Annotated in this window: 25 protein-coding genes; 15 read left to right on the forward strand and 10 right to left on the reverse strand. The window is 58.2% G+C overall.

All coding sequences use genetic code 11. The annotated features are described in order from the left end of the window. Positions 1–22 precede the first annotated feature (22 nt). The gene (locus B7L15_RS15435; protein WP_085919824.1) at positions 23–2,044 is read right to left on the reverse strand and encodes an NADPH-dependent 2,4-dienoyl-CoA reductase; all 2,022 of its coding nucleotides are present in this window, start codon (positions 2,042–2,044) and stop codon (positions 23–25) included. 278 nt (positions 2,045–2,322) lie between these two features. On the opposite strand from B7L15_RS15435, the gene B7L15_RS15440 reads away from it, so the two are divergent. From B7L15_RS15440 to B7L15_RS15450, 3 genes are all read left to right on the forward strand, one after another. Beyond that, the gene (locus B7L15_RS15440; protein ID WP_085919825.1) at positions 2,323–3,243 is read left to right on the forward strand and encodes a DMT family transporter; all 921 of its coding nucleotides are present in this window, start codon (positions 2,323–2,325) and stop codon (positions 3,241–3,243) included. Positions 3,244–3,351: 108 nt separating this feature from the next. Continuing rightward, positions 3,352–3,672, forward strand: coding sequence for a hypothetical protein (locus tag B7L15_RS15445; RefSeq protein ID WP_085919826.1), 321 nt, complete (start codon positions 3,352–3,354; stop codon positions 3,670–3,672). Between the two features lie 145 nt (positions 3,673–3,817). Further along, positions 3,818–5,386 (forward strand): bifunctional GNAT family N-acetyltransferase/carbon-nitrogen hydrolase family protein, encoded by a 1,569-nt coding sequence (locus B7L15_RS15450; protein WP_085919827.1) that lies wholly within the window; start codon positions 3,818–3,820, stop codon positions 5,384–5,386. 148 nt (positions 5,387–5,534) lie between these two features. Here the strand turns inward: B7L15_RS15450 and B7L15_RS15455 are convergent, their stop codons facing one another. Together B7L15_RS15455 and B7L15_RS15460 are read right to left on the reverse strand one after the other, a co-directional pair. Further along, positions 5,535–5,834, reverse strand: coding sequence for an MGMT family protein (locus B7L15_RS15455; RefSeq protein ID WP_085919828.1), 300 nt, complete (start codon positions 5,832–5,834; stop codon positions 5,535–5,537). Between the two features lie 15 nt (positions 5,835–5,849). Beyond that, the gene (locus B7L15_RS15460; RefSeq protein ID WP_085919829.1) at positions 5,850–6,713 is read right to left on the reverse strand and encodes a LysR substrate-binding domain-containing protein; all 864 of its coding nucleotides are present in this window, start codon (positions 6,711–6,713) and stop codon (positions 5,850–5,852) included. 115 nt (positions 6,714–6,828) lie between these two features. On the opposite strand from B7L15_RS15460, the gene B7L15_RS15465 reads away from it, so the two are divergent. Both B7L15_RS15465 and B7L15_RS15470 read left to right on the forward strand, forming a co-directional pair. Beyond that, on the forward strand, positions 6,829–8,001 hold the full coding sequence (locus B7L15_RS15465; protein WP_254902959.1) for a TauD/TfdA family dioxygenase: 1,173 nt from the start codon (positions 6,829–6,831) through the stop codon (positions 7,999–8,001). 97 nt (positions 8,002–8,098) lie between these two features. Continuing rightward, on the forward strand, positions 8,099–9,037 hold the full coding sequence (locus B7L15_RS15470) for an ABC transporter substrate-binding protein (protein ID WP_085919830.1): 939 nt from the start codon (positions 8,099–8,101) through the stop codon (positions 9,035–9,037). Positions 9,038–9,210: 173 nt separating this feature from the next. Here B7L15_RS15470 and B7L15_RS15475 read toward each other — a convergent pair whose 3' ends face one another. Beyond that, complete coding sequence (locus tag B7L15_RS15475) at positions 9,211–9,639, reverse strand: secondary thiamine-phosphate synthase enzyme YjbQ (RefSeq protein WP_085919831.1); 429 nt, start codon at positions 9,637–9,639, stop codon at positions 9,211–9,213. Positions 9,640–9,731: 92 nt separating this feature from the next. Here B7L15_RS15475 and B7L15_RS15480 point away from each other — a divergent pair, with 92 nt between their 5' ends. After that, positions 9,732–10,301, forward strand: a complete 570-nt coding sequence (locus B7L15_RS15480) for a lipocalin family protein (protein ID WP_085919832.1) — start codon at positions 9,732–9,734, stop codon at positions 10,299–10,301. Here the strand turns inward: B7L15_RS15480 and B7L15_RS15485 are convergent. Continuing rightward, entirely contained in the window at positions 10,298–11,218 is a 921-nt protein-coding gene (locus B7L15_RS15485; protein WP_085919833.1) for a LysR family transcriptional regulator, read from the reverse strand. The two genes, B7L15_RS15480 and B7L15_RS15485, sit on opposite strands and share 4 nt — an antisense overlap. A 171-nt stretch (positions 11,219–11,389) precedes the next feature. Between B7L15_RS15485 and B7L15_RS15490 the strand changes: the two genes are divergently transcribed. Further along, positions 11,390–12,466: a tartrate dehydrogenase gene (locus B7L15_RS15490; RefSeq protein ID WP_085919834.1), complete on the forward strand. Its 1,077-nt coding sequence runs from the start codon at positions 11,390–11,392 to the stop codon at positions 12,464–12,466. Positions 12,467–12,648: 182 nt separating this feature from the next. Then, positions 12,649–13,677 carry an SMP-30/gluconolactonase/LRE family protein gene (locus B7L15_RS15495; RefSeq protein WP_085919835.1) on the forward strand — a complete coding sequence of 343 codons (1,029 nt, stop codon included), beginning with the start codon at positions 12,649–12,651 and terminating at the stop codon, positions 13,675–13,677. 77 nt (positions 13,678–13,754) lie between these two features. On the opposite strand, the gene wrbA is transcribed toward B7L15_RS15495, so the two are convergent. Next, positions 13,755–14,354 carry an NAD(P)H:quinone oxidoreductase gene (gene wrbA, locus B7L15_RS15500; protein WP_085919836.1) on the reverse strand — a complete coding sequence of 200 codons (600 nt, stop codon included), beginning with the start codon at positions 14,352–14,354 and terminating at the stop codon, positions 13,755–13,757. 183 nt (positions 14,355–14,537) lie between these two features. On the opposite strand from wrbA, the gene B7L15_RS15505 reads away from it, so the two are divergent. From B7L15_RS15505 to B7L15_RS15535, 7 genes are all read left to right on the forward strand, one after another. Next, on the forward strand, positions 14,538–14,978 hold the full coding sequence (locus B7L15_RS15505; RefSeq protein ID WP_085919837.1) for a hemerythrin domain-containing protein: 441 nt from the start codon (positions 14,538–14,540) through the stop codon (positions 14,976–14,978). A 241-nt stretch (positions 14,979–15,219) separates the two neighbouring features. Then, positions 15,220–16,212, forward strand: coding sequence for a succinylglutamate desuccinylase (locus B7L15_RS15510; RefSeq protein WP_085919838.1), 993 nt, complete (start codon positions 15,220–15,222; stop codon positions 16,210–16,212). A 187-nt stretch (positions 16,213–16,399) separates the two neighbouring features. Next, positions 16,400–17,170 carry an ABC transporter ATP-binding protein gene (locus tag B7L15_RS15515; RefSeq protein WP_085919839.1) on the forward strand — a complete coding sequence of 257 codons (771 nt, stop codon included), beginning with the start codon at positions 16,400–16,402 and terminating at the stop codon, positions 17,168–17,170. Positions 17,171–17,185: 15 nt separating this feature from the next. Then, on the forward strand, positions 17,186–17,890 hold the full coding sequence (locus tag B7L15_RS15520; RefSeq protein ID WP_085919840.1) for an ABC transporter permease: 705 nt from the start codon (positions 17,186–17,188) through the stop codon (positions 17,888–17,890). After that, positions 17,890–18,621: an ABC transporter permease gene (locus B7L15_RS15525; protein ID WP_085919841.1), complete on the forward strand. Its 732-nt coding sequence runs from the start codon at positions 17,890–17,892 to the stop codon at positions 18,619–18,621. The genes B7L15_RS15520 and B7L15_RS15525 overlap by 1 nt, the downstream gene beginning before the upstream one ends. A gap of 110 nt (positions 18,622–18,731) precedes the next feature. Beyond that, complete coding sequence (locus B7L15_RS15530; protein ID WP_085919842.1) at positions 18,732–19,499, forward strand: transporter substrate-binding domain-containing protein; 768 nt, start codon at positions 18,732–18,734, stop codon at positions 19,497–19,499. Positions 19,500–19,724: 225 nt separating this feature from the next. Further along, the gene (locus B7L15_RS15535) at positions 19,725–20,504 is read left to right on the forward strand and encodes a TraX family protein (RefSeq protein WP_085919843.1); all 780 of its coding nucleotides are present in this window, start codon (positions 19,725–19,727) and stop codon (positions 20,502–20,504) included. On the opposite strand, the gene B7L15_RS15540 is transcribed toward B7L15_RS15535, so the two are convergent. From B7L15_RS15540 to purE, 4 genes are all read right to left on the reverse strand, one after another. Further along, a complete protein-coding gene (locus tag B7L15_RS15540; protein ID WP_085919844.1) occupies positions 20,497–21,738 on the reverse strand; it encodes a GGDEF domain-containing protein in 1,242 nt (413 codons plus the stop codon). The two genes, B7L15_RS15535 and B7L15_RS15540, sit on opposite strands and share 8 nt — an antisense overlap. A gap of 149 nt (positions 21,739–21,887) precedes the next feature. Next, on the reverse strand, positions 21,888–23,498 hold the full coding sequence (locus B7L15_RS15545; protein WP_085919845.1) for a diguanylate cyclase domain-containing protein: 1,611 nt from the start codon (positions 23,496–23,498) through the stop codon (positions 21,888–21,890). Between the two features lie 157 nt (positions 23,499–23,655). Further along, a complete protein-coding gene (locus B7L15_RS15550; RefSeq protein WP_085919846.1) occupies positions 23,656–24,795 on the reverse strand; it encodes a 5-(carboxyamino)imidazole ribonucleotide synthase in 1,140 nt (379 codons plus the stop codon). 11 nt (positions 24,796–24,806) lie between these two features. Continuing rightward, positions 24,807–25,322: a 5-(carboxyamino)imidazole ribonucleotide mutase gene (gene purE / locus B7L15_RS15555; RefSeq protein ID WP_085919847.1), complete on the reverse strand. Its 516-nt coding sequence runs from the start codon at positions 25,320–25,322 to the stop codon at positions 24,807–24,809. Positions 25,323–25,399 lie beyond the last annotated feature (77 nt).

Below are 25,399 nucleotides of genomic sequence, written 5' to 3' on the forward strand. Positions count from 1 at the left end.
ACAGTCTATCGCCATTTCAACGTTATAAGGAAGCCGCCAGGCGGGTGCCCTGATCAATAGCGCGTTTGGCATCAAGCTCAGCGGCTTCATCGGCGCCGCCGATCACGTGCACGCGGTGCCCCGACTGCTCCAGCGGCACGATCAAATCGCGCACCGATTCCTGACCAGCACAGACCACGATGGAAGCCACGTCGAGCACCTGATTCTGCCCTTCTTGGCGGATGTGTAGACCGTCGTCATCGATCTTGAGGTACTCACAGCCGGTGAGGGTTTTGACGCCGCGCTGTTTAAGCGACGCGCGATGCACCCAACCGGTGGTCTTGCCCAGGTATTTGCCCGGCTTGGAAGTTTTACGCTGGAGCATGACGATCTCTCTTGGCGACGCGGGCGGCGCGGGTGCTTTCAAGCCCCCCCTTGCGTCCATCGCCAGATCCACCCCCCATTCGTCACACCATGCAGCCAGATCGAGCGTCGGATGCGCCTGATGCGCCAACAGCTCGGACACATCAAAGCCGATACCGCCCGCCCCAATCACCGCGACGGTTGAGCCAACGCGTTCAGGGCGTTCAATCGCTTCAGCATAGCTCAGCACCTTGGGATGGTCGGCACCGGGCAGCGTCAGTTCACGGGGCATGACGCCGGTGGCAATCACCACGTCATCGAAGTCCGCTAACGCGTCGACCGTGGCGCTGGTGTTCAAGCGAACCTCCACGGCATGCTTTTCCAGCATCACGCGGTAGTAACGCAGCGTTTCGTTGAACTCCTCTTTGCCGGGGATCTTGCGGGCGTAATTGAACTGCCCGCCGAGCTCGCCACGACGTTCAAACAGCACGACGGCATGGCCGCGGCGAGCCGCCTCCACGGCTGTCGCCAGGCCCGCCGGGCCGCCGCCGACCACCGCGACCCGCTTCGCCGTGCGGGCAGGCTCAAGCGTCAGTTCGGTTTCATGGCAGGCGCGAGGATTCACCAGGCAGGAGGTCAGCTTGCCCGCAAATGTGTGATCCAGGCAGGCCTGATTGCAGGCGATACAGGTGTTGATCTCGTCGGCCAGCCCCGCTTCGGCCTTGCGTACCCATTCCGGGTCGGCAAGAAACGGCCGCGCCATCGACACCATGTCCGCATGCCCTTCGGCGAGCACCCGCTCTGCCACCTCCGGCATGTTGATGCGATTGGTGGTGATCAGCGGAATCGAAAGCGCCCCCTTCATTCGCCTGGTCACTTCGCTGAACGCCGCCCGGGGAACGCTGGTGACAATGGTCGGCACCCGGGCCTCGTGCCAGCCAATGCCGGTATTGATCACGTCGGCACCGGCAGCTTCAATGGCTTTTCCCAGGGCAACGACTTCTTCCCAGGAGCTGCCCTCCTCCACCAGGTCAATCATCGACAGGCGGAAAATCACCAGGCACCGCTCACCCACGGCGGCGCGGATGCGTTTGACGATTTCGATGGGAAAGCGGATCCGCCGCTCAAAGTCACCGCCCCATTCGTCGTCGCGCTGATTGGTGCGCTGGCAGATAAACTGGTTGATCAGATAGCCCTCGGAGCCCATCACCTCAACGCCATCGTAGCCCGCCTGCTGGGCGAGATTGGCACAGCGCACGTAGTCGGCAATTTGCTGCTCGACCTCATCGCTGGTCAGCGCGCGCGGTGTAAAGGGATTGATCGGGGCCTGGATCGCCGATGGCGCGACCAGTTCAGGGGAGTACGCATAGCGGCCGGCATGCAGAATCTGCATGCAGAGATGCCCTCCCTCCGCATGAACGGCGTCGACGACATGACGGTGCTCCGCCAACTGCGAAGTTTCGGTCAGCGCATTCGCCCCCTGAAATACCGCGCCCTCGGCATTGGGGGCAATGCCCCCGGTCACGATCAGGCCAACCCCGGCACGCGCACGCTCGGCGTAAAACGCGGCCAAGCGCTCAAAGCCATTGGGCGCTTCTTCCAGGTTGGTGTGCATGGAGCCCATCAAAACCCGATTTGGCAGCGCTAAATGCCCCAGTCTGATCGGACGGAAAAGATGCGGATAGGCAGGCGCACGAGTCATCACGGTTCTCCAGAGGGTTATTTGATGATTATTCAAACAAGCGTATGACATCCTGCCCGTCACGTACAGCCCCCGGTCCTGATAACAAGCCCTGATAACAAGTCTTGCTGGCAAGGCCTGATGGTAGACTCTGATGACAGGTTCTGGTGATAGGTTCTGGTGATAGGTTCTGGTGATAGGTTCTGGTGATAGGCTCAGGTGAAAGGGCCTTGCCCACTCAGCAAAAGGGCGTCACATTACCCGGCTAACGATAAGGGACTGTTTTAAGGGAATGTGCTATGCCATTGATGTATTTTTTAGCGCCGCTGACCACTGTGCTGATCTGGTCGGGCAACATGACCATCAACCAGCTCACCGTGGGCGCCATTGCGCCGAGCAGCATCGCGTTTTTGCGCTGGCTGCTGGCACTGGTGGTGATGACGCCTTTTGTGCTGCCCGCTGCCATACGCCACCGTGAGGAAATCCGCCGCCACTGGCCAAAACTGGCTTTGTTGGGGCTCCTGGGCATGGGCCTATGGCAAGGCTTGGCCTATGTCGCCGCGGAAACCACCAGCGCCACCAACATGGGCATACTGGCGGCAATGGTGCCACTGCTGACCGTGCTGTTGAGCGCATTGATTCTACGCGAGCCGCCGACCCGTGGAGGTGTGGCAGGCGGGATCCTGGCGTTTATCGGCGTGACTGTCCTGCTGGGTCGCGGCAACCCGCTTTCGCTGCTACAGCTGGAGGTTGTCTATGGTGACGCACTGATGGTGGTAGCCGCCACCTGCTATGCGCTTTACGGCGTCATGCTCAAGCGCTGGTCGATGAAGTTGCCACCCTGGGTCATGCTTTACGCCCAGGTGTGCTTTGCCGTGCTGTTACTGCTGCCACCTTACTTGATGGGGCCAATGACGCCGGTGGATAGCCAAAACATTGGACTCATCCTCTACGCGGGTATCCCCGCATCGATCATCACCACCTTTTTATGGATGCGTGCCGTCCGCCAAATAGGCGCCAGCCAGGCGAGTATTTTCATCAACCTGATGCCACTTTTCAGCGCCCTCATCGCCATGGCGTTTCTGGGCGAGCAGGTGGCGGGCTTCCACTTTATCGGTGGCCTGCTGATACTGGCGGGCGTCATCATGGCGCAAACGTTGACCCAGCCCTTGGCCCAAGGCTTTAAGAGAGAAGGTGCTGCCATACGTAAACGCAGCTAATGAAATTCATACTTGTAAAAAAAAATATCTCTACTAAACTTGTACGTACATTCATTGAAACAACATCTTTGGATGATAAAGCACTCAACCAGATCATAAGGATTTGCCATGAAAAACGTAATTAGGACAGTCGCGCTGGTAGGTACATTTGGCTTGATGTCAGGAATGGCATTCGCCGAACATCATGAAGACATGAAAGATCATGAAATGAACGAAGCGGAAGCAAGCGTCGATTCCGCCAATGATCCTTCTGACGGTCAGTCCGAACCAGATGCAATGATGTCTGATGACGCCGTAGTAGAAGACGAGAACACCACGGAGAGTGCCAACGACCCGGATGACGGTACGACAGAGCCCGAGGGACAGTTGGAAGACGGTGAAGTCGCTGAAGACAACGGTGTAGACTCGGCAAACGACCCCGAAGATTGATCAGCCACTCTTGTCACCTTGTAAAAGCCCCGGCGTCTAGCCGGGGTTTTTTGTTGGCGCCGAGCGACAAAGGTAGAGCCATTGTCACAGCTCATCGATCGAGAGTGTTATGATGACACGATGGTTTTCACACAAAGGGTAATGCATGTCCCTAGAAGAACTGCACCTTAATCTCCGCAACCTGACGAGCGATGACTATGAACAGCTGAAGTCATTGATGGATGCGGTGTATCACGATATCGGGGGTGCCTGGCCGAAGCTTACGATCGATAAACTGATCCAGGAGTTTCCTGATGGCCAGATCGCTATCGAGGACGACGGAATCCTGGTTGGCGTGGCGCTGACCGTTCAGGTGGATTACGACGAGTTTTCCAACCCGCACAAGTACGACGACCTGATCGGCCATCGTGAAATCATCCGCAATGATCAGGATGGCGATGCCATGTACGGCCTGGATGTGCTGATTCATCCCGACTATCGCGGCTACCGCCTGGGCCGCCGCCTTTACGAGGCGCGCAAGGAACTGTGCCGTTCGCATAACCTGCGTGCCATTCTGGCGGGTGGGCGAATTCCCGAATACCACCAGCATTCCGATGAGTTGTCCCCGGCCCAGTACATCGACAAAGTATCGCGTAAAGAGATTTACGACCCGATTCTGTCGTTCCAGTTGGCTAACGACTTCCAGGTCAAGCGCCTGCTACGCAAGTACCTGCCGGAAGACGAGCAGTCCCGGGGCTACGCCACGCTGCTTGAGTGGAACAATATTCTCTTCGAGCCCGCGGAAAGCGTGCTGGACACCCGCCCGACACAAGTGCGTGTGGGGGCAGTGCAATGGCAGATGCGCGAGTTCTCTTCCGTGGAAGCCGCATTACAGCAGATCGAGTACTTTGTGGACGCGCTGTCGGATTACCAAAGTGACTTTGCTGTCTTCCCCGAGCTGTTCAACGCGCCGCTGATGGGGCTGCAGGACCGTGAAGCCCAGCAGGACCAGATGGGCGCGATTCGCTTTCTGGCGGGCTTTACCGAGCGTTTTGTCGCCGAGCTGTCGCGGATGGCGGTGTCCTATAACATCAATATTATCGGCGGCTCGATGATCGAGGCCGGCGAGGATGACCGGCTGTATAACATCACCTACCTGCTTCACCGCGATGGCAGCATCGAGAAGCAGTCGAAACTGCATATCACGCCCCAGGAGCGACGCGACTGGGTCATCGAAGGCGGTGACGATCTGCAGGTGTTCGATACCGACGCAGGCCGTGTAGGCATTCTGATCTGCTACGACGTGGAGTTCCCTGAACTGGGCCGCCTGCTTGCCGACCAGGATATGGACATCCTGTTTGTGCCTTTCTGGACCGACACCAAGAACGGCTACCTGCGGGTGCGCCATTGCGCCCAGGCGCGCGCCATCGAAAACGAGTGCTACGTGGTGCTGTGCGGCAGCGTCGGCAACCTGCCGTCGATCGAGAACCTGGACATCCAGTACGCACAGTCGGCGGTGTTCTCGCCGTCCGACTTTGCCTTCCCCCACGACGCGGTGCTGGCGGAAACCACGCCCAATACCGAGATGATCTTCTTCTCGGACCTGGACCTGACTCGCCTGACCGTGGTGCGCGCCGAAGGCTCGGTGACCAACCTGAAAGACCGCCGCAAGGATCTCTTCGACCTGCGCTGGCGCGACTGGTCCTGGAAGTCAGGCGCCAATCTCGATGACTGATTTGAAGTCAGCTTAAGCTTCAAGCACTCCGTAGGATCGGAATCAGCTCGAAGCGGGGGTTATTCGCCCACGGATGGCGAATGTAGCGCCCAGGGATGGGTTCACAGCGCCCCCGCGGAGGGCTGTTCCGATCCGGGCGACTGCCTGATCAATCAGGCCAGACAAGGTGCGCAGGGACGCGCCCCTTGGCATCAAACGCGACGCCTTCATCGCGTAGTTTTTGATGCTGGCGGGCCGCGCCGCCGTGGTCGGCCAGTTTCAACGATGCGGCAATGACCCGGTGCCAGGGCAACTGGTGACCGTCCGGCAAGTGGCGCATGGCAGACCCCACCATGCGTGGGGTCGCCCCTTCGGTCATTGCCGCAATCCGCCCGTAGGTCGTGACCCGCCCCGCCGGTATCTGATCGACAATGGTATAGATCTGTTCGAGTAGTTCGGGCCGGGGCATCGTTTGACTCTCCTGCTAAATCGCTTTTATCAACCACTGCCATACCGTTTCAGCGTCTTCGCTCACGATACGACGGCTGGGCCTTACGAGCCAGAAACGCTCCTCACTTGGCACGCTGACCGAAAACGGTGCCACGAGATCATCGCGCTGCTCAAGCAGGCGACGATGCGTCAGCGCAACACCGCCTCCCTGGCTTGCCAGCGCCAGCGTCATGACCTGATTATCGCAGGTCAGCGCGTGGCACTGTGCCTCCACATGTGACACCCCCGCCGTCTGCAACCAGCCAGGCCAGCCAACCCCAAAGCCCACTGCGTGGAGCAGGGTGTGCCCGGCCAGGTCGCTCGGCGCGCCGAGCGTTGCAGCGATAGCGGGGGTACAGACGGGCAATAGCTGCTCGTCGCCGAGCGGGTACATCTCGACGCCGCTCCAGTCCCCTCGCCCATAGCGAATTTCGATATCGGCGCCCTCCGGGCCAAAATCATCGGGCCAGATGGCGCTGACCAGACGCAGCGATAGCTTGGGATGCCGGTGATGCAGCTGAATCAGCCTCGGCGCCAGCCACACCTGCTGAATGACCGGTGTGGCGCGCAGGGTGACCGGCTGCTCGAGGGTCATGCCGAACACTTCCGAGGTGCCCTCGCTGATCCGCGCGAAGGCATCGTGAATACTCGGCAGCCAGGCCTGCCCGGCGGGCGTAAGGGTCAGGCTTCGGGCATGCCTAACGAACAGCTTCTGCCCCAGACGATCCTCCAGCAGTCGAATGCGCTGACTGATCGCCGCCTGGGTCACCCCCAGCTCGTTACCGGCAGCGGTAAAGCTGAGCGTTCGGGCGGCGGATTCAAAGGCCTGTAGCCATAGTAACGGCGGCAATGCACTCATGGGAAAGCAACCTATAAGCTGAACGGGGTCTCAGGGGTCAGATTAATCGTTTGTCACTGCCAATGCGACTGCGCATCCTAGATGGGCGTTATTTAGTCAATGCCGGGAGGAAGTGATGAACAGTGCCGTTTTCGCTGAAGAGCAATACCAAGCGCCGCAAATGGGCGAATTAGCCCCCTACCAGGACGGTCCATCACTAACTGAGGCAGTGCCCACCGATGAAGGCATCCGCCTTACATGGCAGGATGGCCAGCACACCATGCTACCGCTGCTGTGGCTGCGCGACCATTGCGCCTGCCCTGCCTGTCGGCACCCGCAAACCCGCGAGCGCTTGTACCTGCCGCTTGAGGATATCAGTGAAACGCCAGCAATCGAACTAGCGGGCGGACATCTCTACCTGACCTGGCAGGATGGCCACGAAAGTGCCTTCCACAGCGGATGGCTTTACCAGCGCCGCCCGGAAGCCGAGATCCCCACGGCCGTTCCATCGCTGACCCCCTGGCGGGATCAGTTCACCCCTGAGCGCATCCCCCATGCCGATTTCCTGACGCCCGACGGCGAAAAAGCCTGGCTGACGGCCATGTTGCGCGATGGTCTGGCGCTGATCACTGAAGGCCCGCTGGTTGAGGAAGAAGTCAGCCGCCTGGCGGAGCGTATCGGCCCCCAGCGTGCCACCAACTTTGGCTCGCGCTTTGATGTCCGCTCAAAGCCCAACCCCAACAATGCCGCCTACACCGCCGTCGGCCTGCCGCTGCACATCGACCTGCCCAACTGGCGTCAGCCGCCGGATATTCAACTGCTCTACTGCCTGCAGAACGAGGCGAGTGGCGGTCAATCGCTGTTTGCCGATGGCGCACGGGTGGTCAACGCATTACGCCAACAGGATCCGGAAGCCCTGAAGATTCTGAGCGAAACCGCGATCGATTTTCGCTTTCAGGACGACACGCACGACATTTCAGTGCGTGAGCCGGTCATCAAGCTCGACGCTGACGGCAACCTCATCGAAATGCGCCTCAACAACTGGATTCGCGACACGCTGCACCTGCCGGCGCCCAAGATGGCCGCCTGGTACCGCGCCTACCGCGTTCTATGGCAGTTGTTTCACAGCGAGGCGCACCAGATCGAGTTCACCCTACTACCCGGCCAGATGGTGGCGTTCGATAACCGCCGTGTCCTCCATGGACGGCGCGAATTCGACCCCAACAGCGGCGCACGTCACTTGCAGGGCACCTATCTAGACCGTGACATGCTCGCTTCCAAGCTTCGTGTTCTGGCGCGTACTGCATGAAACAGTTCATGAAATAGCGCGTGAGAAAGCGCATGAAAAGATGCATGAGAAGCACATGACGAGCATGCATTGACAATAAACCAAGCAAGGAGATCGTATGACACATCTGAAACCTCTCGCCTCGGGCATTGCCTTTGCCAGTGCAGCGCTGTTTGCTTCAGCAGCCCACGCCGATGACCAGACCCTCGACTTTGGCGTGCCTGCCTGGCCAGGCATTACCGTCAAGACCGCCATCGCCGAGCAGCTGCTCAACCCGCTAGGCTACGAGACCACGACCCAGGAAATCGGCCTGCAGGTGATTTACCAGGGTATTGAAAGCGGCGATATCGATGCTTTTCTGGGTGCCTGGCTGCCGGCTCAGCGTGAGATGTTCAACCCGCGCAAGGAGTCCGGCGTACTGGTCGATGTGGCCAACAACGTCGATGGCGCGCAAATGACCCTGGCCGTGCCGGAATACCTTTATGAAGACGGCCTGCAAAGCTTTGCCGATCTGGATGATTACCGTGACCAGTTGAATGGCGAGATTCATGGCTTTGGTGCCGGTTCAGCGGCCAGCGAAATCCTCAACAACGCCATTGATAACGACACCTGGGGACTCGGCGACTGGCAATTGGTCGACACCAGCGAAGTCGCGATGCTCTCCGCCGCCCGCGATTCGATCTCTCGTGAAGAGCCCATCGTATGGGTTGGCTGGACACCGCACTGGATGAACCTTGAGTTACCGATGCGCTATCTCGACGACGAGAAAGACCTGTTCGGCGAGAACAATGGTGAAAGCGAAGTGCTCACGCTGATGCGTTCCGGCTACGCCGACGCCAACCCCAATGTCGTGACGTTCTTTGAACAGTTCACCTTCAGCGCCGAAGAACAGAGCTGGATGATCCAGCAGTTCGGCCAGGAAGAGCGTGAACTGGACGGTGTCGCCGAGCAGTGGATCAACGAAAACGCCGAACGGGTGGAAGCCATGCTCGCCGACGTGACCACCACCGACGGCGACCCCGCCTGGCCAGTTATCGAGAGCCAGCTTAACGAGTAACAAGCGCCGTTAACGTTGTCGAGGGAGCTACTTTTCCATCTGGTTTTCCATATGACCGCCATGGAGGGCGGGGATGCCGGAATCGCCGGGAGTATTTCCCGGCCCTGGAAAAAGCCCCTCGCTTCAACCTGCCCCAGCACCCCGTTTATTGAGTCTTTGTAGAAGGCGACTGATCAGGGGTCAGCTTTCCCGGTAAGTGTCGCCATGACGCGTCGCTGGCCACCCTGCTCGCGATGTTCGCCGAGCCAAACCCCCTGCCATGTGCCCAGCACCAAGCGGCTATCACGCACCGCCAGTGTCAATTGAGTTCCCAACAGGCTTGCCATGACATGGGCAGGCATGTCATCCGGGCCTTCCAGCGTATGACGGAAATAATCCAACCCCTCCGGCACCAATCGACGCATGAAGGCGTCCATATCATGGCGAACATCCGGGTCGCTATTTTCATTGAGCGTCAGCGAGGCCGAGGTATGCAGTAGCTGCAGGTGCAAAACGCCCATCTCACATTCCGCCAGCCAGGGTAGCGCCTCGACCAGCTCGTGGGTGATAAGATGAAAGCCCCGTGGCCGCTCGGTTAGGTGAATTTCATCCTGATGCCACATAACCATCGCCTTAACATAATGAGTGAGTCACGCTATTCATTGTTATGGGCGACGCCCGAATTAGCAACCACCCGCCACCTCAGGAGCAGACAATGTTAAAACCATGGAAGGTGTTAAAACCATGGAAGGCGTTAAAACCATGGAAGGTCGTCCTTGGCAGTGCTGCCATTGCCGGTTGTACCGGCATTCCCGACGGTACTCAGCCCGTTACCGGCTTTGAGCTGGACCGCTACCTGGGCCAGTGGTATGAAATCGCCCGGCTGGATCATTCCTTTGAGGAAGGGCTTGAATGCGTGACGGCGACTTACAGCCTTCGCGAGGATGACGGCGTCCGAGTGATCAACCGCGGCTACAACCCGGAGGAACAGGCCTGGGATGAAGCCGAAGGGCGCGCTTACTTTATCGACGATGACGATATCGGACGACTGAAAGTCAGTTTCTTTGGCCCCTTCTACGGCGGTTACAACATTCTGGCGCTGGATGATGACTACCAGTGGGCGCTGGTATCAGGCCCCAACCGTGATTACCTTTGGATTCTTTCGCGGACGCCGGACATGGACAGCGAGCTGGAAAACCGCCTGCGCGAGCGGGCGGCCGAGCTGGATTTTCCAACCGACGAACTGATCGATGTCGCCCATGGAGAAATATGCCCCGAGCGCTAAAGCGGCATGGCAGGCACGCGCATGGCCATTTCTTCCTGAAGGTAATCGATAAAGGCACTGATGCGCCTGGGTATATGACGACGATGCTCAAATAGCGCGTAGAAATCCGCACGCACGCCTTGCCAGCCGGGTAACAACGGCACCAGCGCGCCACTGGCAAGGTGCTCGTTGACATCCCACCAGGAACGCAGCATCACCCCATGACCTTCGAGCGCCAGGCGGGTCACCACCTCGCCGTCGTTACTGGCAAGTCGACCGCTGACTTTTACCGATTGAACATTGGCTGGCGAGCCACAGCGCTCGAATCTCCACACTGGAAAATCACTGTCGTTTTCACGGATGACCAGACAGCTATGCTGCGCCAGATCGGCAGGCGTGGTTAACGCAGGCATCCGTTCGAGGTAGCCGGGCGATGCGCAAAGCACGCGACGATTGACCAGGATTCGCCTGGCCACCAGGCGGGAGTCCGGCGGCTCGCCGATGCGCACCCCCACATCAAAACCGTGGTCGCTTAGATTCAGCGGGAAATTGGTCAATTCCAGCCAGCTTTCAATCGCCGGGTTCTCGACACAAAAGCCGGACAGCAACGGCGCGACATGTCGCCTGCCAAAACCAAAGGTGGCGTTTACCCGCAATCGCCCGCCAAGTGCCTGGCTGAACGAATCCCCGAGGCCATTTTCCAGTTCGTCGAGCTCTTCAAGAATCAGTCCCCCTCGGGCCAGATAGTGCTCACCCTCAGCCGTCAGTGTCAGGCGCCGCGTGGTTCGCGCCGCCAGCATCACGCCCAGCCGGGCTTCCAGCTGTTTTAGCCGCTTGCTGACCGCCGAGAGCGAGAGACCCAACTCCCGCGCGGTAGCGGTCAAACTACCAGCCCGCGCCAACTGCTGAAAAAATGCCAAATCATCCAGGGGAGTCACTGATTCTTTACCTCAAGGCAACAATAGCTTGCATCATAGACTAATTATCTTCTTTGCTATAGGGACTACACTCACCTTACAACGACACGCTACCGCATCGTTCATTGTGCATAGCTCATAGTAAATAGCTCTAGTAAATAGCTCATTGCGCCTACCTAAACAGGAGTCACCATGGCCCACCGTATTGCAGTGATTGCCGGCGACGGCATTGGCACCGAAGTCATGCCCGAAGGCATCCGTGCGCTGGAAGCTGCCGCCAAGCGTTTTAACATCCCGCTGGAATTCACCACCTTTGAGTTCGGCAGCTGCGACTACTATCTGGAACACGGAAGCATGTTGCCGGATGACTGGTTCGAGCAGCTGAAAGGCTTCGACGCCTTGTTTTATGGCGCGGTGGGCTGGCCCGACAAGGTGCCCGACCATATTTCCCTGTGGGGCTCGCTGTTGCAGTTCCGTCGCCGCTTTGATCAGTACATCAACCTGCGCCCGTGCAAGCTGATGCCCGGCATCAAAAGTCCGTTGGCAGGCCGCGAGCCCGGCGATATCGATTTTTACGTCGTGCGCGAAAACACCGAGGGCGAGTACTCGAGCATCGGCGGCAAAATGTTTGAGGGCACCGAGCGCGAAATCGTCCTTCAGGAAACGGTGATGAGCCGCACCGGCATTGACCGGGTCCTCAAGTACGCCTTTGACCTGGCGCAGACCCGCCCGCGTAAAAAGCTGACCTCAGCCACCAAGTCCAACGGCATCTCGATCACCATGCCCTACTGGGATGAGCGCGTGGCGGAGATGGCCAACAGCTATCCAGAGATCGCCGTGGATAAATTCCATATCGATATCCTGACTGCCAACTTTGTGCTGCACCCGGACTGGTTCGACGTGGTGGTGGGCAGCAACCTGTTCGGCGATATTCTTTCCGATTTAGGCCCCGCCTGTACCGGCACTATCGGCATTGCGCCCTCGGCCAACATCAACCCGGAAGGCAACTTCCCCAGTCTGTTTGAGCCGGTTCACGGCAGCGCACCGGATATTGCCGGCAAGGGCATCGCCAATCCCATCGGCCAGATCTGGTCCGGCGCCATGATGCTCGAACACCTGGGTTATCAAGAAGCCGGGGAAGCAATGGTCACGGCCATTGAAGCCGTACTGAGTGACGGCAATAGCCAAGCGCTCACCCGCGATATCGGCGGACAAGGCAGCACGGAAAGCCTGGGCAAGGCCATTGCCGAGCGAATTGCCGCGCACTGACGTCATCTTGATCACTCATTAGCATAGGCCGACACTGACGTCGCGACTGGCTGCCCGAACAAGCCCAACCGGGCAGCCAATGTATGACTTCCAACTCTTTATGTTCTACATTTTCCTGAGAGCGAGTGAAGGCTGCTTCACTCGCTCATAACAAGTTTTCAAACAACAATCAGGACAATGCTATGAAACTCGGACGCCGTCAGTTTCTTTCGGCAACGGCCACCCTGGCCGCGGTCGGTACATCACCTCAGCTTTTTGCGTGGCAGTCCTCTCCAGGCCCTACCCCGGAGCGATATCCCATCGAGGCCTGGCAGGTCGAGGATCAACGCTTCAGTAATTACATGCTTTTCAATAGTCCTCTGGAGCGACACTGGAGCGGAGGGCTCTGGGCAGAGGGACCCGCCTGGAACGCCATCGGTCGCTATGTCGTGTTCAGCGATATACCCCGTGCCAAGCAGATGCGTTGGGACGAAGCCACGGGGCAGGTCAGCGTTCTTAGGGACAATGTCGGGCACTCTAACGGCAACACCTTCGATCATCAGGGTCGGCTAATCGCTTGCGAACACTACCCCTCACGCGTTCTGCGCTACGAGTGGGATGGCAGCACAACGGTGCTTGCCGAGCGCTATCAAGGCAAGCCACTCAACGCCCCCAATGATGTCATTGCTCTACCGTCAGGAGGCGTGATTTTCACCGATCCCGGCTATGGTGCTCACTTCGACTATGAAGGGAAAAAACGCGACCTGGAACTCGACACGGCGATCTATTACGTTGATGACAGCCTCGATGAACCCATCATGCTGACCGATGACATTCATAAGCCAAACGGTATTGTCATGACACCGGATGGCGAGGGATTCTACGCAAGTGACAGCGCGCCTACCCATTTCGACGAGCCTGCGCGAATTATCCGCTGGACGCTTGGCGAAGATGGCCGCAGTGTCAGCGACCGGCAAGTGATCGTGACCAGCGAAGATACGATTTTCGACGGCATGACGTGCGATGTAGATGGCAATATCTGGTCAAGTGCCAATGGTGGAGAAGGCATCGATGGCGTCGTGGTCTTCTCCCCGGAAGGCACCTTGCTCGGACGAGTCTTGTTGCCCGAAGTCTGCTCGAACGTGTGTTTTGCGGGTCAGGATCGAAACCGGCTATTCATGACCGCCAGCCAATCCGTCTACACCATCTACACGGCGGCACGCGGCGCCTAGCCATTGGCGATACCTGAACGAGAGAAGCCTCGCCGGATGATGCCGACGAGGCTTTCTTGTGCCACAGCTGCAAGCGATTAGCTGGCCAGTTTGGCCGCGATGCCTGCAACATGCTCACCCTGGAAGCGGGCAATTTTCAGTTCGCGATCATCCGGCTGGCGAGAACCATCACCACCGGCAATGGTGGCGGCGCCATAGGGTGTACCGCCACTTACCTTGGAAATATCGAACTGCTCTTCGATACCATAGCCAATCGGCACGATCACCATGCCGTGATGGGCCAATGTGGTCCAGGTAGACGTGATGGTCATTTCATCGCCGCCGCCGGTGCCGGTAGAGGTAAACACGCTGGCCACCTTGCCGCGCAGCGCGCCATTCGCCCAGAGCCCACCAGTCTGGTCAAAGAAAGTACGCATCTGACCGGCCATGTTGCCAAAGCGCGTGGGGGTGCCAAAGATGATGGCGTCGTAATCGGCAAGCTCCTGTGGCGTTGCTTCAGGCGTCGTGAAATCCTGCTTGCCACCGGCATTCTTGAAGGCTTCTTCCGGCATGGTTTCCGGCACGCGCTTGACGGTAACCTCCACGCCATCGACGCTCCTGGCACCCTCGGCAACGGCCGCCGCCAGCGTATCGATGTGACCATACATGGAATAGTAAAGAACCAGTACTTTCGTCATTGCTCACTCCTTTGCGCTGCGATTGATGATGTCTGAGTTGATAAACACAACATAACGCAGTAGCGCGTAGAAAAAAGCGAATGTTTTCGACCGCGAGCATCGATTTCATCGATGCTCTGCCATTTGCGCTTTCGTCGTTCGCTGACTAGCTTTTACTTCATCCCTGCATCCATGGAGAAAGGAATGACAATTTTCGAAGCGTTACGTAAAGACCACGATATTCAGCGCGACCTCCTGGCGCGCCTGGTGGAAACCCATGGCGACAGCGATGAAAGGGAGCAGCTCTATCAGCAGGTTCGCGCGGAATTGAAATTTCACGCCAATGCCGAAGAGCGCGCGCTTTACATCCCCATGATGGACGTTGACCTGACCCAGGAAAAAGCGCGCCACAGCGTGGCTGAGCACCACGAAATCGACGAAATGATCGAGCTGCTCGACGACACCGATTTCAGCGCAACCAGTTGGCTGACCCACGCCAAGAAACTCCAGCACCTGGTCACCCATCACCTGGATGAAGAAGAACACGAGGTCTTTCAGCTCGCCGGACGAGGCCTTGAAGACCCGCAGAAAACCGCGCTTGCCGAAGAATACAACGAAGAAATGCAGCGCCAGCGTTCGGCTTGACCATCGAGCAGGATCGATAACGCCCGAGTTGCACAGCAAGTGGCTCCCGGGCGTTTTTTATCGGCAATCTTTCACGATGCCACCGCGCTTTTTCATTCGAACGACGCCCAGGGTTGCCGGTCAAGCGGAAGATGGTAAAGGTAGGCCACGTTTATCAGCTTGTTGCACTGCCAATGACACAACACAACGTTACCCGGCGAAGTTCTCTCTCTGGCGCTGTTACCCGTCACGAGGTGCCAGCATGCTAGGCGAGTGGCTGGACTGGACCCTCGACGAGCAGCGCGATACGCCCCGCAAAGGCAGTTTTGCCAGTGGTCGCTTCGACATCAGCGCGCCCGGCGTTCTGCGCCTGACGCCGCACCGTCAACGGCCCGATGCGCACGCCTGTATCTTTTCAGCCGCCATTCACGGCAACGAAACCGCCCCCGTCGAACTGTTAGGTGCCTGGCTGAGCGAACTGGAAGCCGGAACGCTAACGCTCGGCGCCCCGGTGCTGGTGATGCTTGGCAATATTCCTGCTCTCAAGGCCCAGCAGCGCTTTATCCACACCAACCTCAATCGACTCTTCGAGCGCGGGCTCTCTGCCAGCGGCGACGAGCCGGACCGGGCGCGCCAGCTGATGGCCGAGGTTGATGACTTTTTCAGCGACAACGCTGCATTACCCAAGCTCCACTACGATCTCCACACGGCGATTCGCGCTAGCCTCTACCCGCGTTTTGTCGTGGAGCCCTATGGGGATAGCGACACACACAGCGAACAGTGGCAGTGGCTGGCCGCTGCCGATATGCAGGCCGTGTTGCACCAGCACCAACATAGCTGGACATTCTCCCACTACAGCAAGCATTATCACGGCGCTAAATCATTTACCTTCGAGCTGGGCCGGGTAGCGCCGTTCGGGCAGAACGACATGGCGTCGCTTACGCCGATGCAGGCCCTGCTGGGTCGGCTCAGCGAAGGCACTACACCGGCGGAAAGTGACATTGAAGCGGTGACGTTTTTCCGCGTACGGCATGAGTTGATGCGCCACGGCGGCCATTTCACGCTGTGCTTCGACGATGACACCCCCAATTTCACCCGTTTTGCGCCTGGAACCTGCTTAGCCAACGACAGCCAAACCGGTGAATATCGGGTGGGCGATACCCCGCTCCACGTGGTATTTCCCAATGCCAACGTTGAAATTGGCGCGCGCGCCGCGCTCTTGGTGGTTCCCTGCGCACCACCCACAAATGCTTAAGGGATGACAACAACAATCCACTGGCGATGATCACCCGCTTGACGTTGTCTACGACTAACGTTGAGCCATTAAAAACATCAGGAGAACGTGCATCGGCCGTTTAGCCTGATAGAATCGCCCCTTTTTTCGCGCCAGCCGCCACCAACATTCACTGTTGCCGCGGCAACCCAGTATTGGAGCCAAGCACATGGCCGCTACGCCTATTCCTCTTGAAGTGCGTAATATAAAAAAACGCTTCGGCGATACGGAAGTTCTGAAAGGCCTTTCCCTACAGGCCCATAAAGGGGATGTCATCACCCTCATTGGGGCATCAGGGTCGGGTAAAAGTACCTTTTTGCGCTGCATGAACCTGCTTGAACAGCCTGACGAAGGCGACCTTTACGTGCACGGCGAAGAAATCCGCTTCAAGAACACCCGCCGTGGCCGCGAGCCCGCCGACTGGAAGCAGGTGGTGCAGATGCGCGCCAAGCTGTCGATGGTGTTTCAAAGCTTTAATTTGTGGGCACACATGACGCTGCTCGAAAACATCATCGAGGCGCCGATCCATGTACTGGGCAAACCCAAGAAAGAAGCCATCGAGCACGCCCATGCACTTCTTGAAAGGGTCGGCCTGACGGCCCGTGCGAATGCCTACCCAGCGCAGATGTCGGGTGGCCAGCAGCAGCGTGGCGCCATTGCCCGCGCGCTGGCCATGGACCCGGAGGTCATGCTGTTCGATGAACCCACCTCGGCGCTGGACCCTGAACTGGTGGGCGATGTCCTCAACGTCATGCATGGCCTGGCCGAAGAAGGCCGCACCATGGTGGTGGTCACCCATGAGATGGGCTTTGCCCGGGACGTCTCCAGCCAGGTGATTTACCTCCACGAAGGCATGGTGGAAGAAGCGGGGCCGCCTGAAGAACTGATCGGCAACCCTCAATCTCCGCGCCTGCAGCAGTTCCTGGCGCCCAAATACTGATACGCGAGGCTCACTATGCTTGATCTTCATGGTTACGGCCCGCGCTTGCTGGAAGGCGCCGGCGTAACGCTTCAGCTAGCCCTGTTATCGCTGCTTCTCGCCGTGGTACTCGGGCTTATCACCGCCAGCGCGAAGATGTCGCGCAGCTGGCTGGCCCACCGTACCGCGACGCTTTACACCACCGTTATCCGCGGCGTTCCCGACCTGGTGCTGATGATGCTGCTGTTCTTCGGCGGGCAAATCGGCGTCAACATGATCACCGACTGGCTGTACTATCAATTTGATATCGATATTTTCATTAATATCAATGAGTTTGTCGCGGGCGTCGTGACCATCGGGCTGATTTTCGGCGCCTACATGGGCGAAACCTTTCGCGGCGCCTTCATGGCGGTGGATCACGGCCAAATCGAAGCCGGCAAGGCTTACGGCATGAGCAATTCACTGGTATTCCGGCGCATCCGCTTCCCGCAAATGATGCGCCACGCCCTGCCAGGCCTGTCCAACAATTGGATGGTATTGCTAAAGACCACCGCGCTGGTCTCGGTCATCGGTCTTTCCGACATGGTCCGCGTGGCGTCCGAGGCCTCCAAGGCCACCCGCGAGCCGTTCACCTTCATGATTGTAGTGGCGCTCATCTACCTGTTGATCGCCAGCGTCTCGGAGTGGATATTTATCCGCCTGCAAAAGCGCTATGACATCGGGTACGGGGAGGCAGACTAATGGAATCCCTACTTACCTGGCTGGAAACCCAGCTCGCCGATAACAGCATTTTCACCCTGCAAACGCTGGCCCACTACGGCGAAGGCCTGACGACCACCGTTCAGCTCGTTTTCCTCTCGCTGATTATCGGGCTTATTGCGGCGGTGCCGCTCGCCATTGGTCGCGGTTCCAGGCATGCCTGGATCAAATGGCCAATCTTTGCCTACACCTACGTCTTTCGCGGCACCCCGCTACTCATCCAGCTCTACCTGATCTACTACGGTGTGGTGTTCGTTGACGGCATCCAGGAGACCTGGCTGTGGCTCATTCTGGAAGACCCTTTTGTACCGGCATTGATTGCCTTCACGCTTAATACCGCCGCCTACACGACCGAAATCTTTCGCGGTGCCATCAAGTCCACCTCGAAAGGCGAAATCGAGGCCGCGCGGGCTTACGGCATGTCCCCCGGCTTGACCATGCGTCGGATCATCATTCCCAGTGCCTTCCGGCGCGCCCTGCCCGCCTATGGCAATGAAGTGATTTTCATGCTCCACGCCAGCGCGATCGCCAGCGTGGTCACCATCATGGATCTGACCGGTGCGGCGCGCTTTGTCTATGCCCGTTACTACGCGCCCTTCGATGCCTTTTTATTCGTCGCGGCCATTTATCTGTGCCTCACCTTTGCGATTCTGTATTTCTTCCGCCATCTGGAGAAAAAACTGCTGGCCCATCTACAACCCCAAACCGGGTAGTGTGAAACAAACGTTAGTTCATACGTCGACAAAACATTGTTGTCGGCGCTAAGCTGACGAAGGTTATGTTCCTCACCACTTGGTGAATTACGTCCATCAGGAGACTCATAATGAAAAAAGTCCTAACACTTTCTCTACTTGGCCTGGCGATGGCTGCATCCAGTGCCCAGGCGCAGGATTACGAAGAAGTTCGCATCGGCGTGGATGTTCCCTACGAGCCAATGGAATACCGCACCCCTGACGGTGATCTCACTGGCTTCGATATTGATCTGGGCAACGCCCTTTGCGAAGAAATCGGCGTTAGCTGCGAATGGGTTGTTCAAGGCTGGGACGGCATCATTCCTGGCCTCCTGTCACGTAAATACGATGCCATCATGTCGTCCATGACCATCAACGATGATCGTCGCGAACAGGTGCTGTTCTCAGACCCCTACATCACGCCGCCGTCTGCCTGGTTTGCCCCTGCAGGCGTCGAGTTTGACGCCGTCAACGAAGAAACGCTCACCGGCATGACCATCGGTGTACAGCGCGGCACCCTGCAGGACAACTACGTCACCGACATGTATGGTGATGTGGCGGACATCAACCGCTATGCAACCGCCGATGACATGGTGCTGGACATGGAATCCGAGCGTCTGGATATCCTGTTCCTCGACTTCCCGGTGGGCAAATCCACCCTGCTGGAAAGTGAAGAAGGCGACTACATCGTTGTCGGCGACATGCTGACCGAGCCGAAAGAATACTTCGGCGACGGTTTCGGTATTGCCTTCCGCCAGCGCGATGAAGCACTTGCCGAACAGTTCAACGAAGCCCTTGAAACCCTTCGTGACAACGGCACCTACGACGAAATCTACGCACGTTACTTCGACGCAGAGTAAGCAATCCCCCTCCCCAGCCTTATGGGGAGGGACTTCTTCTGTCTTATCGACTGCTAACCTATCTCCACGAGCGCCTTACCTATCTCCATCACCGCCTGACCTTTCTAGCCTCCCCGACCAAGATTCATTGAGCCTTAAGTGAACCGACGCTCTATCTCTCGGTCTTTGCATTAGTAGCATTATCCATTGATAAGCCCCACTTAGCGTCATTCACAGGGAGGTACTATGGCGGTTTCAGCAAAACCCTCATCGCACTGGACAGGCTGGGCACAGTGGCTCGCTCTGTTCACCATGACGATGGACCATGTGACGCGCTATGTCATACCCGAGGGCTGGGGCCTTGAGTGGGTGGGGTCATCCGTGGGCCGTATTGCCTTCCCGCTGTTTGCCGCGATGGTCGCCTGGCACGGCCTTTTCAATACGCGGAACCCGATGCGTTACGCCCGGCGCATGCTGATTATCGGATTGATCGCGCAACTGCCTTACATGCTGATGCCGCGTGAATCCGACGCCTTCATCCTCAACATCTGCTTTACGCTGGCTACCGGCCTCGCGCTGGGGTCACTGGTACGGCTGGGGTGGCAGCACTATCAGCAGGAAAGCATTCACTTTGGCTGGCTGCTGGGCGGTGCCGCGGCAGGGGTCACCCTATGGTATCTACTCGGCTTTTGGGTCGAATATAGCCACTACGGATTGCTTTTGATTCCCTTGCTGATGTTTGCCATGCAGGCGCTGAACGACGCCGAGCGCCATTTTTCAGCGCGACTATGGGCAGGACTGGCGGCTTTTCCGGTCTTGTGGATAGCAGGCCAGATGAATGCTTCCGATATGGCCAAGTCGTTTACGGTAGGCACCTGTATTGTCGTTCTGGTGCTAGCAGCGGGCGTCGCACAGCGCATACCTACCCTTCAGTGGACCATGCCCAGGCGCTTATGGCTGGCCTGGTACCCTGGTCATTTCGCCCTGATCGCGCTATGGCTCCTGATCAGTGGCCAGTTCAGCTAGTCGAATCGTCAGCCGGGGAACGGAACCGGGCCCGTTTTTTCGCTTCATCCAGCATCCACGGCTGATAGCGTCGACGCTGGGCGCGGCCTCCCATTTTGGCTTGGTACATGGCCAGGTCGGCTTGTTTCAATAACTCGTCATGCTGACAACCACAAGCTTGAAAACAGGTGTAACCAATACTTGGCGTCACATCTACCCAGTGGGTATCCAGCTTATATGCGCCGGAAAGCGCATGCTGTACCGCCTGCATATACGCTTCAGACCAGTCGTCCAGCGCCTTTGATGTAGCGGTATTGGTCAACGCCAACAGCACGAACTCATCACCGCTGAGTCGAGCAGCCATGTCGCCTGCGTGTAGACACCCCTCCAGGCGGCGCGCTACCTGAATCAGCAAGTCGTCACCGGCAGCGTGGCCAAGCGTATCGTTGATCAGTTTGAAACGGTCCAGATCCATGAACAGCAGCAGGCCACTGGCGGACTTTTCATCTGTGCAAAGCGTCTCAAGCCGCTCCATGAACATGCGCCGGTTGGGCAGGTCGGTCAATGCATCATAGTAGGCCTGGCGGTAGATCGTCGCTTCGCGGGCAGCCATGCTGACCCGCAGTGAAATATTGTCGTGGATGATCAACCCCAGGCGTCGACTGGTGACAATCAGCAGCCCTAAAAACACCGTCATTATGATGCCCATCATGGTGTGGGTAGGCACCACGGACGTCACGAACATCCATTGCAGAGGCAGACCAATCGGCAAGATGAACAAGAGTACTATCCACCAAATCGCCGAAATCATGGTCACGCAACCGGCTGCCACACCCGACAGGATAATCGCCAGCGCCGCGACGTATTCAGGTCGCTCGGGGACAAACATGAGAAAACCGGCTGTTCCCCAAACGCACCCCGCCACAAAGACAGTGAACGCAAACCAGAATATCCATTTCGGTTGCGCTTGTGATGACGCGTCGGACTGCAGAAACAAGGAAGCCAGCCGCAAGCGAATCAGAGAGATAGCAATAATGGCGACTAGCCAGCCGATTAAAACAGCGGGAGCGACGACCTCCCACATGATGCTGACCAAAAGAAGCGCCCCTAGAATACCGGCATACACGGGCTGCCATAAATTGCTGTAGAGGATGCGCACTTTTTCACTGATCAGGCTACAGGCCTTATCAGGATCTTCACGCTCAAACCGGCGCCGTAGACCCGACAGGATCGCCGCACTCAAGGACTGTGGCATTTAAAAACATCCCCTTCATAGCATTGCCCACACATATCACCTGAGCTCAGGCGTTCGAGCCTTTTTTATTAATCGGCGACTCGATCTCTTTTTTAGCCGATTTACGGGAACCTGGCGACAAAAGCTTGCGTTTGAACTCTGCGGCCAGTTCAGCTAGCCGAGTTTTCAGCAGGCATCCCGGCACTGGCCAGTTTTTGCGCTTCCTCCCGCATCCATGGCTGGTAGCGGCGGCGCTGCGCGCGCCCTTCCGTCTTGGCCTGGTACATGGCCAGATCGGCTTCCTTCAGCAGTTCACCATGGTCACAGCCACTGGCCTGGAAGCAGGTGTATCCCATGCTCGGGGTCACGTCCACCGAATGGCTTTCCAACCGATAAGGCGCTGACAGGGCTAACTGGACGGCCTGCATATAGTCCTCAGCCCAGTCTTCCAGGGCCTTGGGCGTGGTGGTAGGGGTCAACGCCAGCAGCACGAACTCGTCGCCGCTCAGCCGTGCGGCCATGTCGCCCTTATGGAGACAGCCTTCCAGTCGGCGCGCCACCTGAATCAGCAAATCGTCACCGGCAGCGTGGCCCAGGGTATCGTTGATCAGCTTGAAACGGTCCAGATCCATGAACAGCAGCAGACCGCTGGCGTACTGATCATCGCCGCAAAGGGTTTCCAGGCGCTCGATGAACATGCGCCGATTGGGCAGATCGGTCAGCGCATCGTAGTAGGCCTGGCGGTAAATAATCGCCTCATGCTGCTTGCGCTCGCTGAAATCTTCGATCATGGCCACCCCACCGACCATCTCCTGGCGAGTACTATGCACCCCGTTGAAAAAGGCGCGCAGCGGCGTGCCTACAGAGGCTTTGGGGAGTTGATAAGTCCCCTCATAGTAACCGGTGCCCTGGTTCAAGGCGTCGCTGACCGCCCGGGCAACCGCTTTATCCGCACCTGGGGCCAGCATGCAGTAACCCATTAGCTGACCACGCTCAACGCCAAGAATCTCCAGTAGCTTGCCGTTACAGTCGGTAATGGTGCCCTGATCGTCAAAGTGCAGCACGCCAAGCGGCGACTGATCAAAAATCGACCGGTAGCGGTCCTCGCTTTCCATCAACTGCGCCTCGCGCGCCGCCATGTTGACGCGCAGCGAAATATTATCGTGGATGATGCGGCTCAAACGGCGGCTGGTCACGACGATCAACCCCAGAAATAGCGTCAGCATCGAGCCGATCAGTAACGAAAGCGACGACCCAAGCAGAAAAAACTGCACCATCAATGGCAGCATGATGGGCAGAACAAACCCAAGCGCCACCCACCAGATAGCTGAAAGCGTCGTCACCCCGCCCGCTGAGATACCGGCGACCACAATCGAAAGCGCCGCCACCTGGCCAGGGTGATCGCCGGTGAACAGTGCAAAGCTGCCCAGGCCCCATACGCTACCCGCCGAGATGGCGCCGATGCTGAACCATCGCAGCCAGCGCTGGCGCCGCTGCTCCAAGGCCGGTAAGCGTTGAAAGCGGTAGGCCAGGCCAAGACGCAAGCCTGAGACCATCACTAACAGTGCCAGCCAGCCGATTAGCTTCCAGTGCGCCACCACCGGCCAGAGCGCAGCCACCAGCAATATGCCACCCAGCACGCTGGCCAGCACAGGCGACCACAAGTTTTCATATAACAGGCGTACTTTTTCGCTGCGCAGGCTTTTCAGCGTGGCATGGTGGTCACGCTTGAAACGACTTCGCAGACCCGACGCGTTAGCCGTATTAACAGGGTGAGGCATACAAAGTCCCTTGCAAGGTGCCAAGCTGACTTTTCAGCCAGTCTTATTGATGAATCCGTCTGGCCCTTTTTAGCCGATTTTTTAATGCTTTGCGACTGAAGTCAGCGATTGGCGCGTTTGCGCATAAAAAAGCCGCCTTGAAAGGCGGCGATTCGGCTTAAAGAGTTGATTCAAAACTCCACGAGACAGGCGGCGCCCCCGGCAACAGCGCCTGACAGGTACGCACTTTTTCAAGCAGTTCGGCGTGGGTGTCCGCCACGATATTGAGATGCGCCAGCTTGCGCCCGGCCCGCTCGGTCTTGTCGTAACGGTGCAGGTGGGTGTTAGACAACGCCAACAGTGCCGCATTGTCGCCCTCCTGACCGATGACGTTGACCATGCAGGTCGGTGCAACCGCCTGGGGACTGCCCAAGGGTAGCCCCTGTACCGCTCGCAGGTGGTTTTCAAACTGGCTGGTCACCGCACCGTTCATGGTCCAGTGGCCCGAATTATGCACCCGCGGCGCCATTTCATTGGCCAGCAGGCTGCCGTCGCGGGCCTGGAAGAGCTCCAGTGCCAGCACACCCACGTAATCCAGTTCATCCAGCAGCGAGCGAATATAGCGGTCTGCGGTTTGCTGAACGCTTTCGTCGATGTCCGGCAGCGGCGCGACCGAGTAGCGCAGAATGCCATCCACATGCTGGTTTTCCGCCATGGGGTAGAACACCACCTCGCCATCGCGGCCGCGCACCGCAATGATCGACACTTCACGCACGAAGTCGACAAAGGCTTCGACAATCAGTTGGCGGTGGCCGATATCACGCCAGGCGTCAGCCGCCTGCTCAGGATGTTTGAGCACCGCCTGACCTTTACCGTCGTAACCTTCAGTGACGGACTTCGCCACTACCGGGCAGCCCAGTTCACGGGCGGCGGCTTCAAGCTGCTCGGCACTCTCGACGATACGATAGGCGGGCGTGGGAATCCCCAAACGGTCGAACAGCGCCTTCTCTTCCACGCGGTTCTGGCATACTTCAATGGCGCGGCTGCCGGGATAGACCGGCTTGTGCTGCTCAATATCGCGCACCAGCTGAACCGGCAGGTGTTCGAATTCGTAGGTCACCACATCGACCTTTTCAAGAAACGCCGCCAGGTGCTGGTTGTCAGGGTCGACGATGACCTCACCAATGCCGGCGCTGGGGTTACCGGTGGTATCCAGGAAGGTGAAACGATTACCCAGCGGGTAGCCCGCCAGGGCCAGCATGCGGCCTAATTGGCCTGCGCCCAGTACACCGATATTACTTGGAATGGTAGACGTCATCGCAGGCCTCCTTATTCGGCTTCCGGGTCGGGACGTGGGTCCGGGTTATCGAGCACTTTCTGGGTCTGTTCGGCGCGGAACGCTTCCACCGCATTGCGCACGTCGGCATCCTGCAAACCCACAATTTGTGCCGCCAGCAAGCCGGCATTGGTCGCGCCCGCTTTACCAATCGCCAGGGTGCCGACCGCAATGCCACCCGGCATCTGGGCAATGGATAGCAATGAGTCCAGCCCTTTCAGCGACTTGGACTCCACCGGCACGCCCAGCACCGGCAGCGGCGTTTGCGAGGCCACCATGCCCGGCAGATGGGCAGCACCGCCAGCGCCCGCCACAATCACCTGCAGGCCCCGCTCGGCAGCCCCCTTGGCATAGTCGAACAGCAGATCAGGCGTGCGGTGCGCCGACACGACGCGGGTTTCATAAGCCACGCCCAAACGCTCCAGCATGGAAACAGCGTGTTCCATGACCGGCCAGTCCGATTTTGACCCCATAATCACACCCACTTTGGGTGCGCTGTTCGACGACATGCCATCACTCCTAGGCCCGTGGCCTTATCCATACGCTCAATATACCGTGCCTCACACGAGAGGACAGACGAAAAAAT

This window comes from Halomonas sp. CSM-2, from assembly GCF_002119345.1.
GTDB lineage: Bacteria > Pseudomonadota > Gammaproteobacteria > Pseudomonadales > Halomonadaceae > Vreelandella > Vreelandella janggokensis.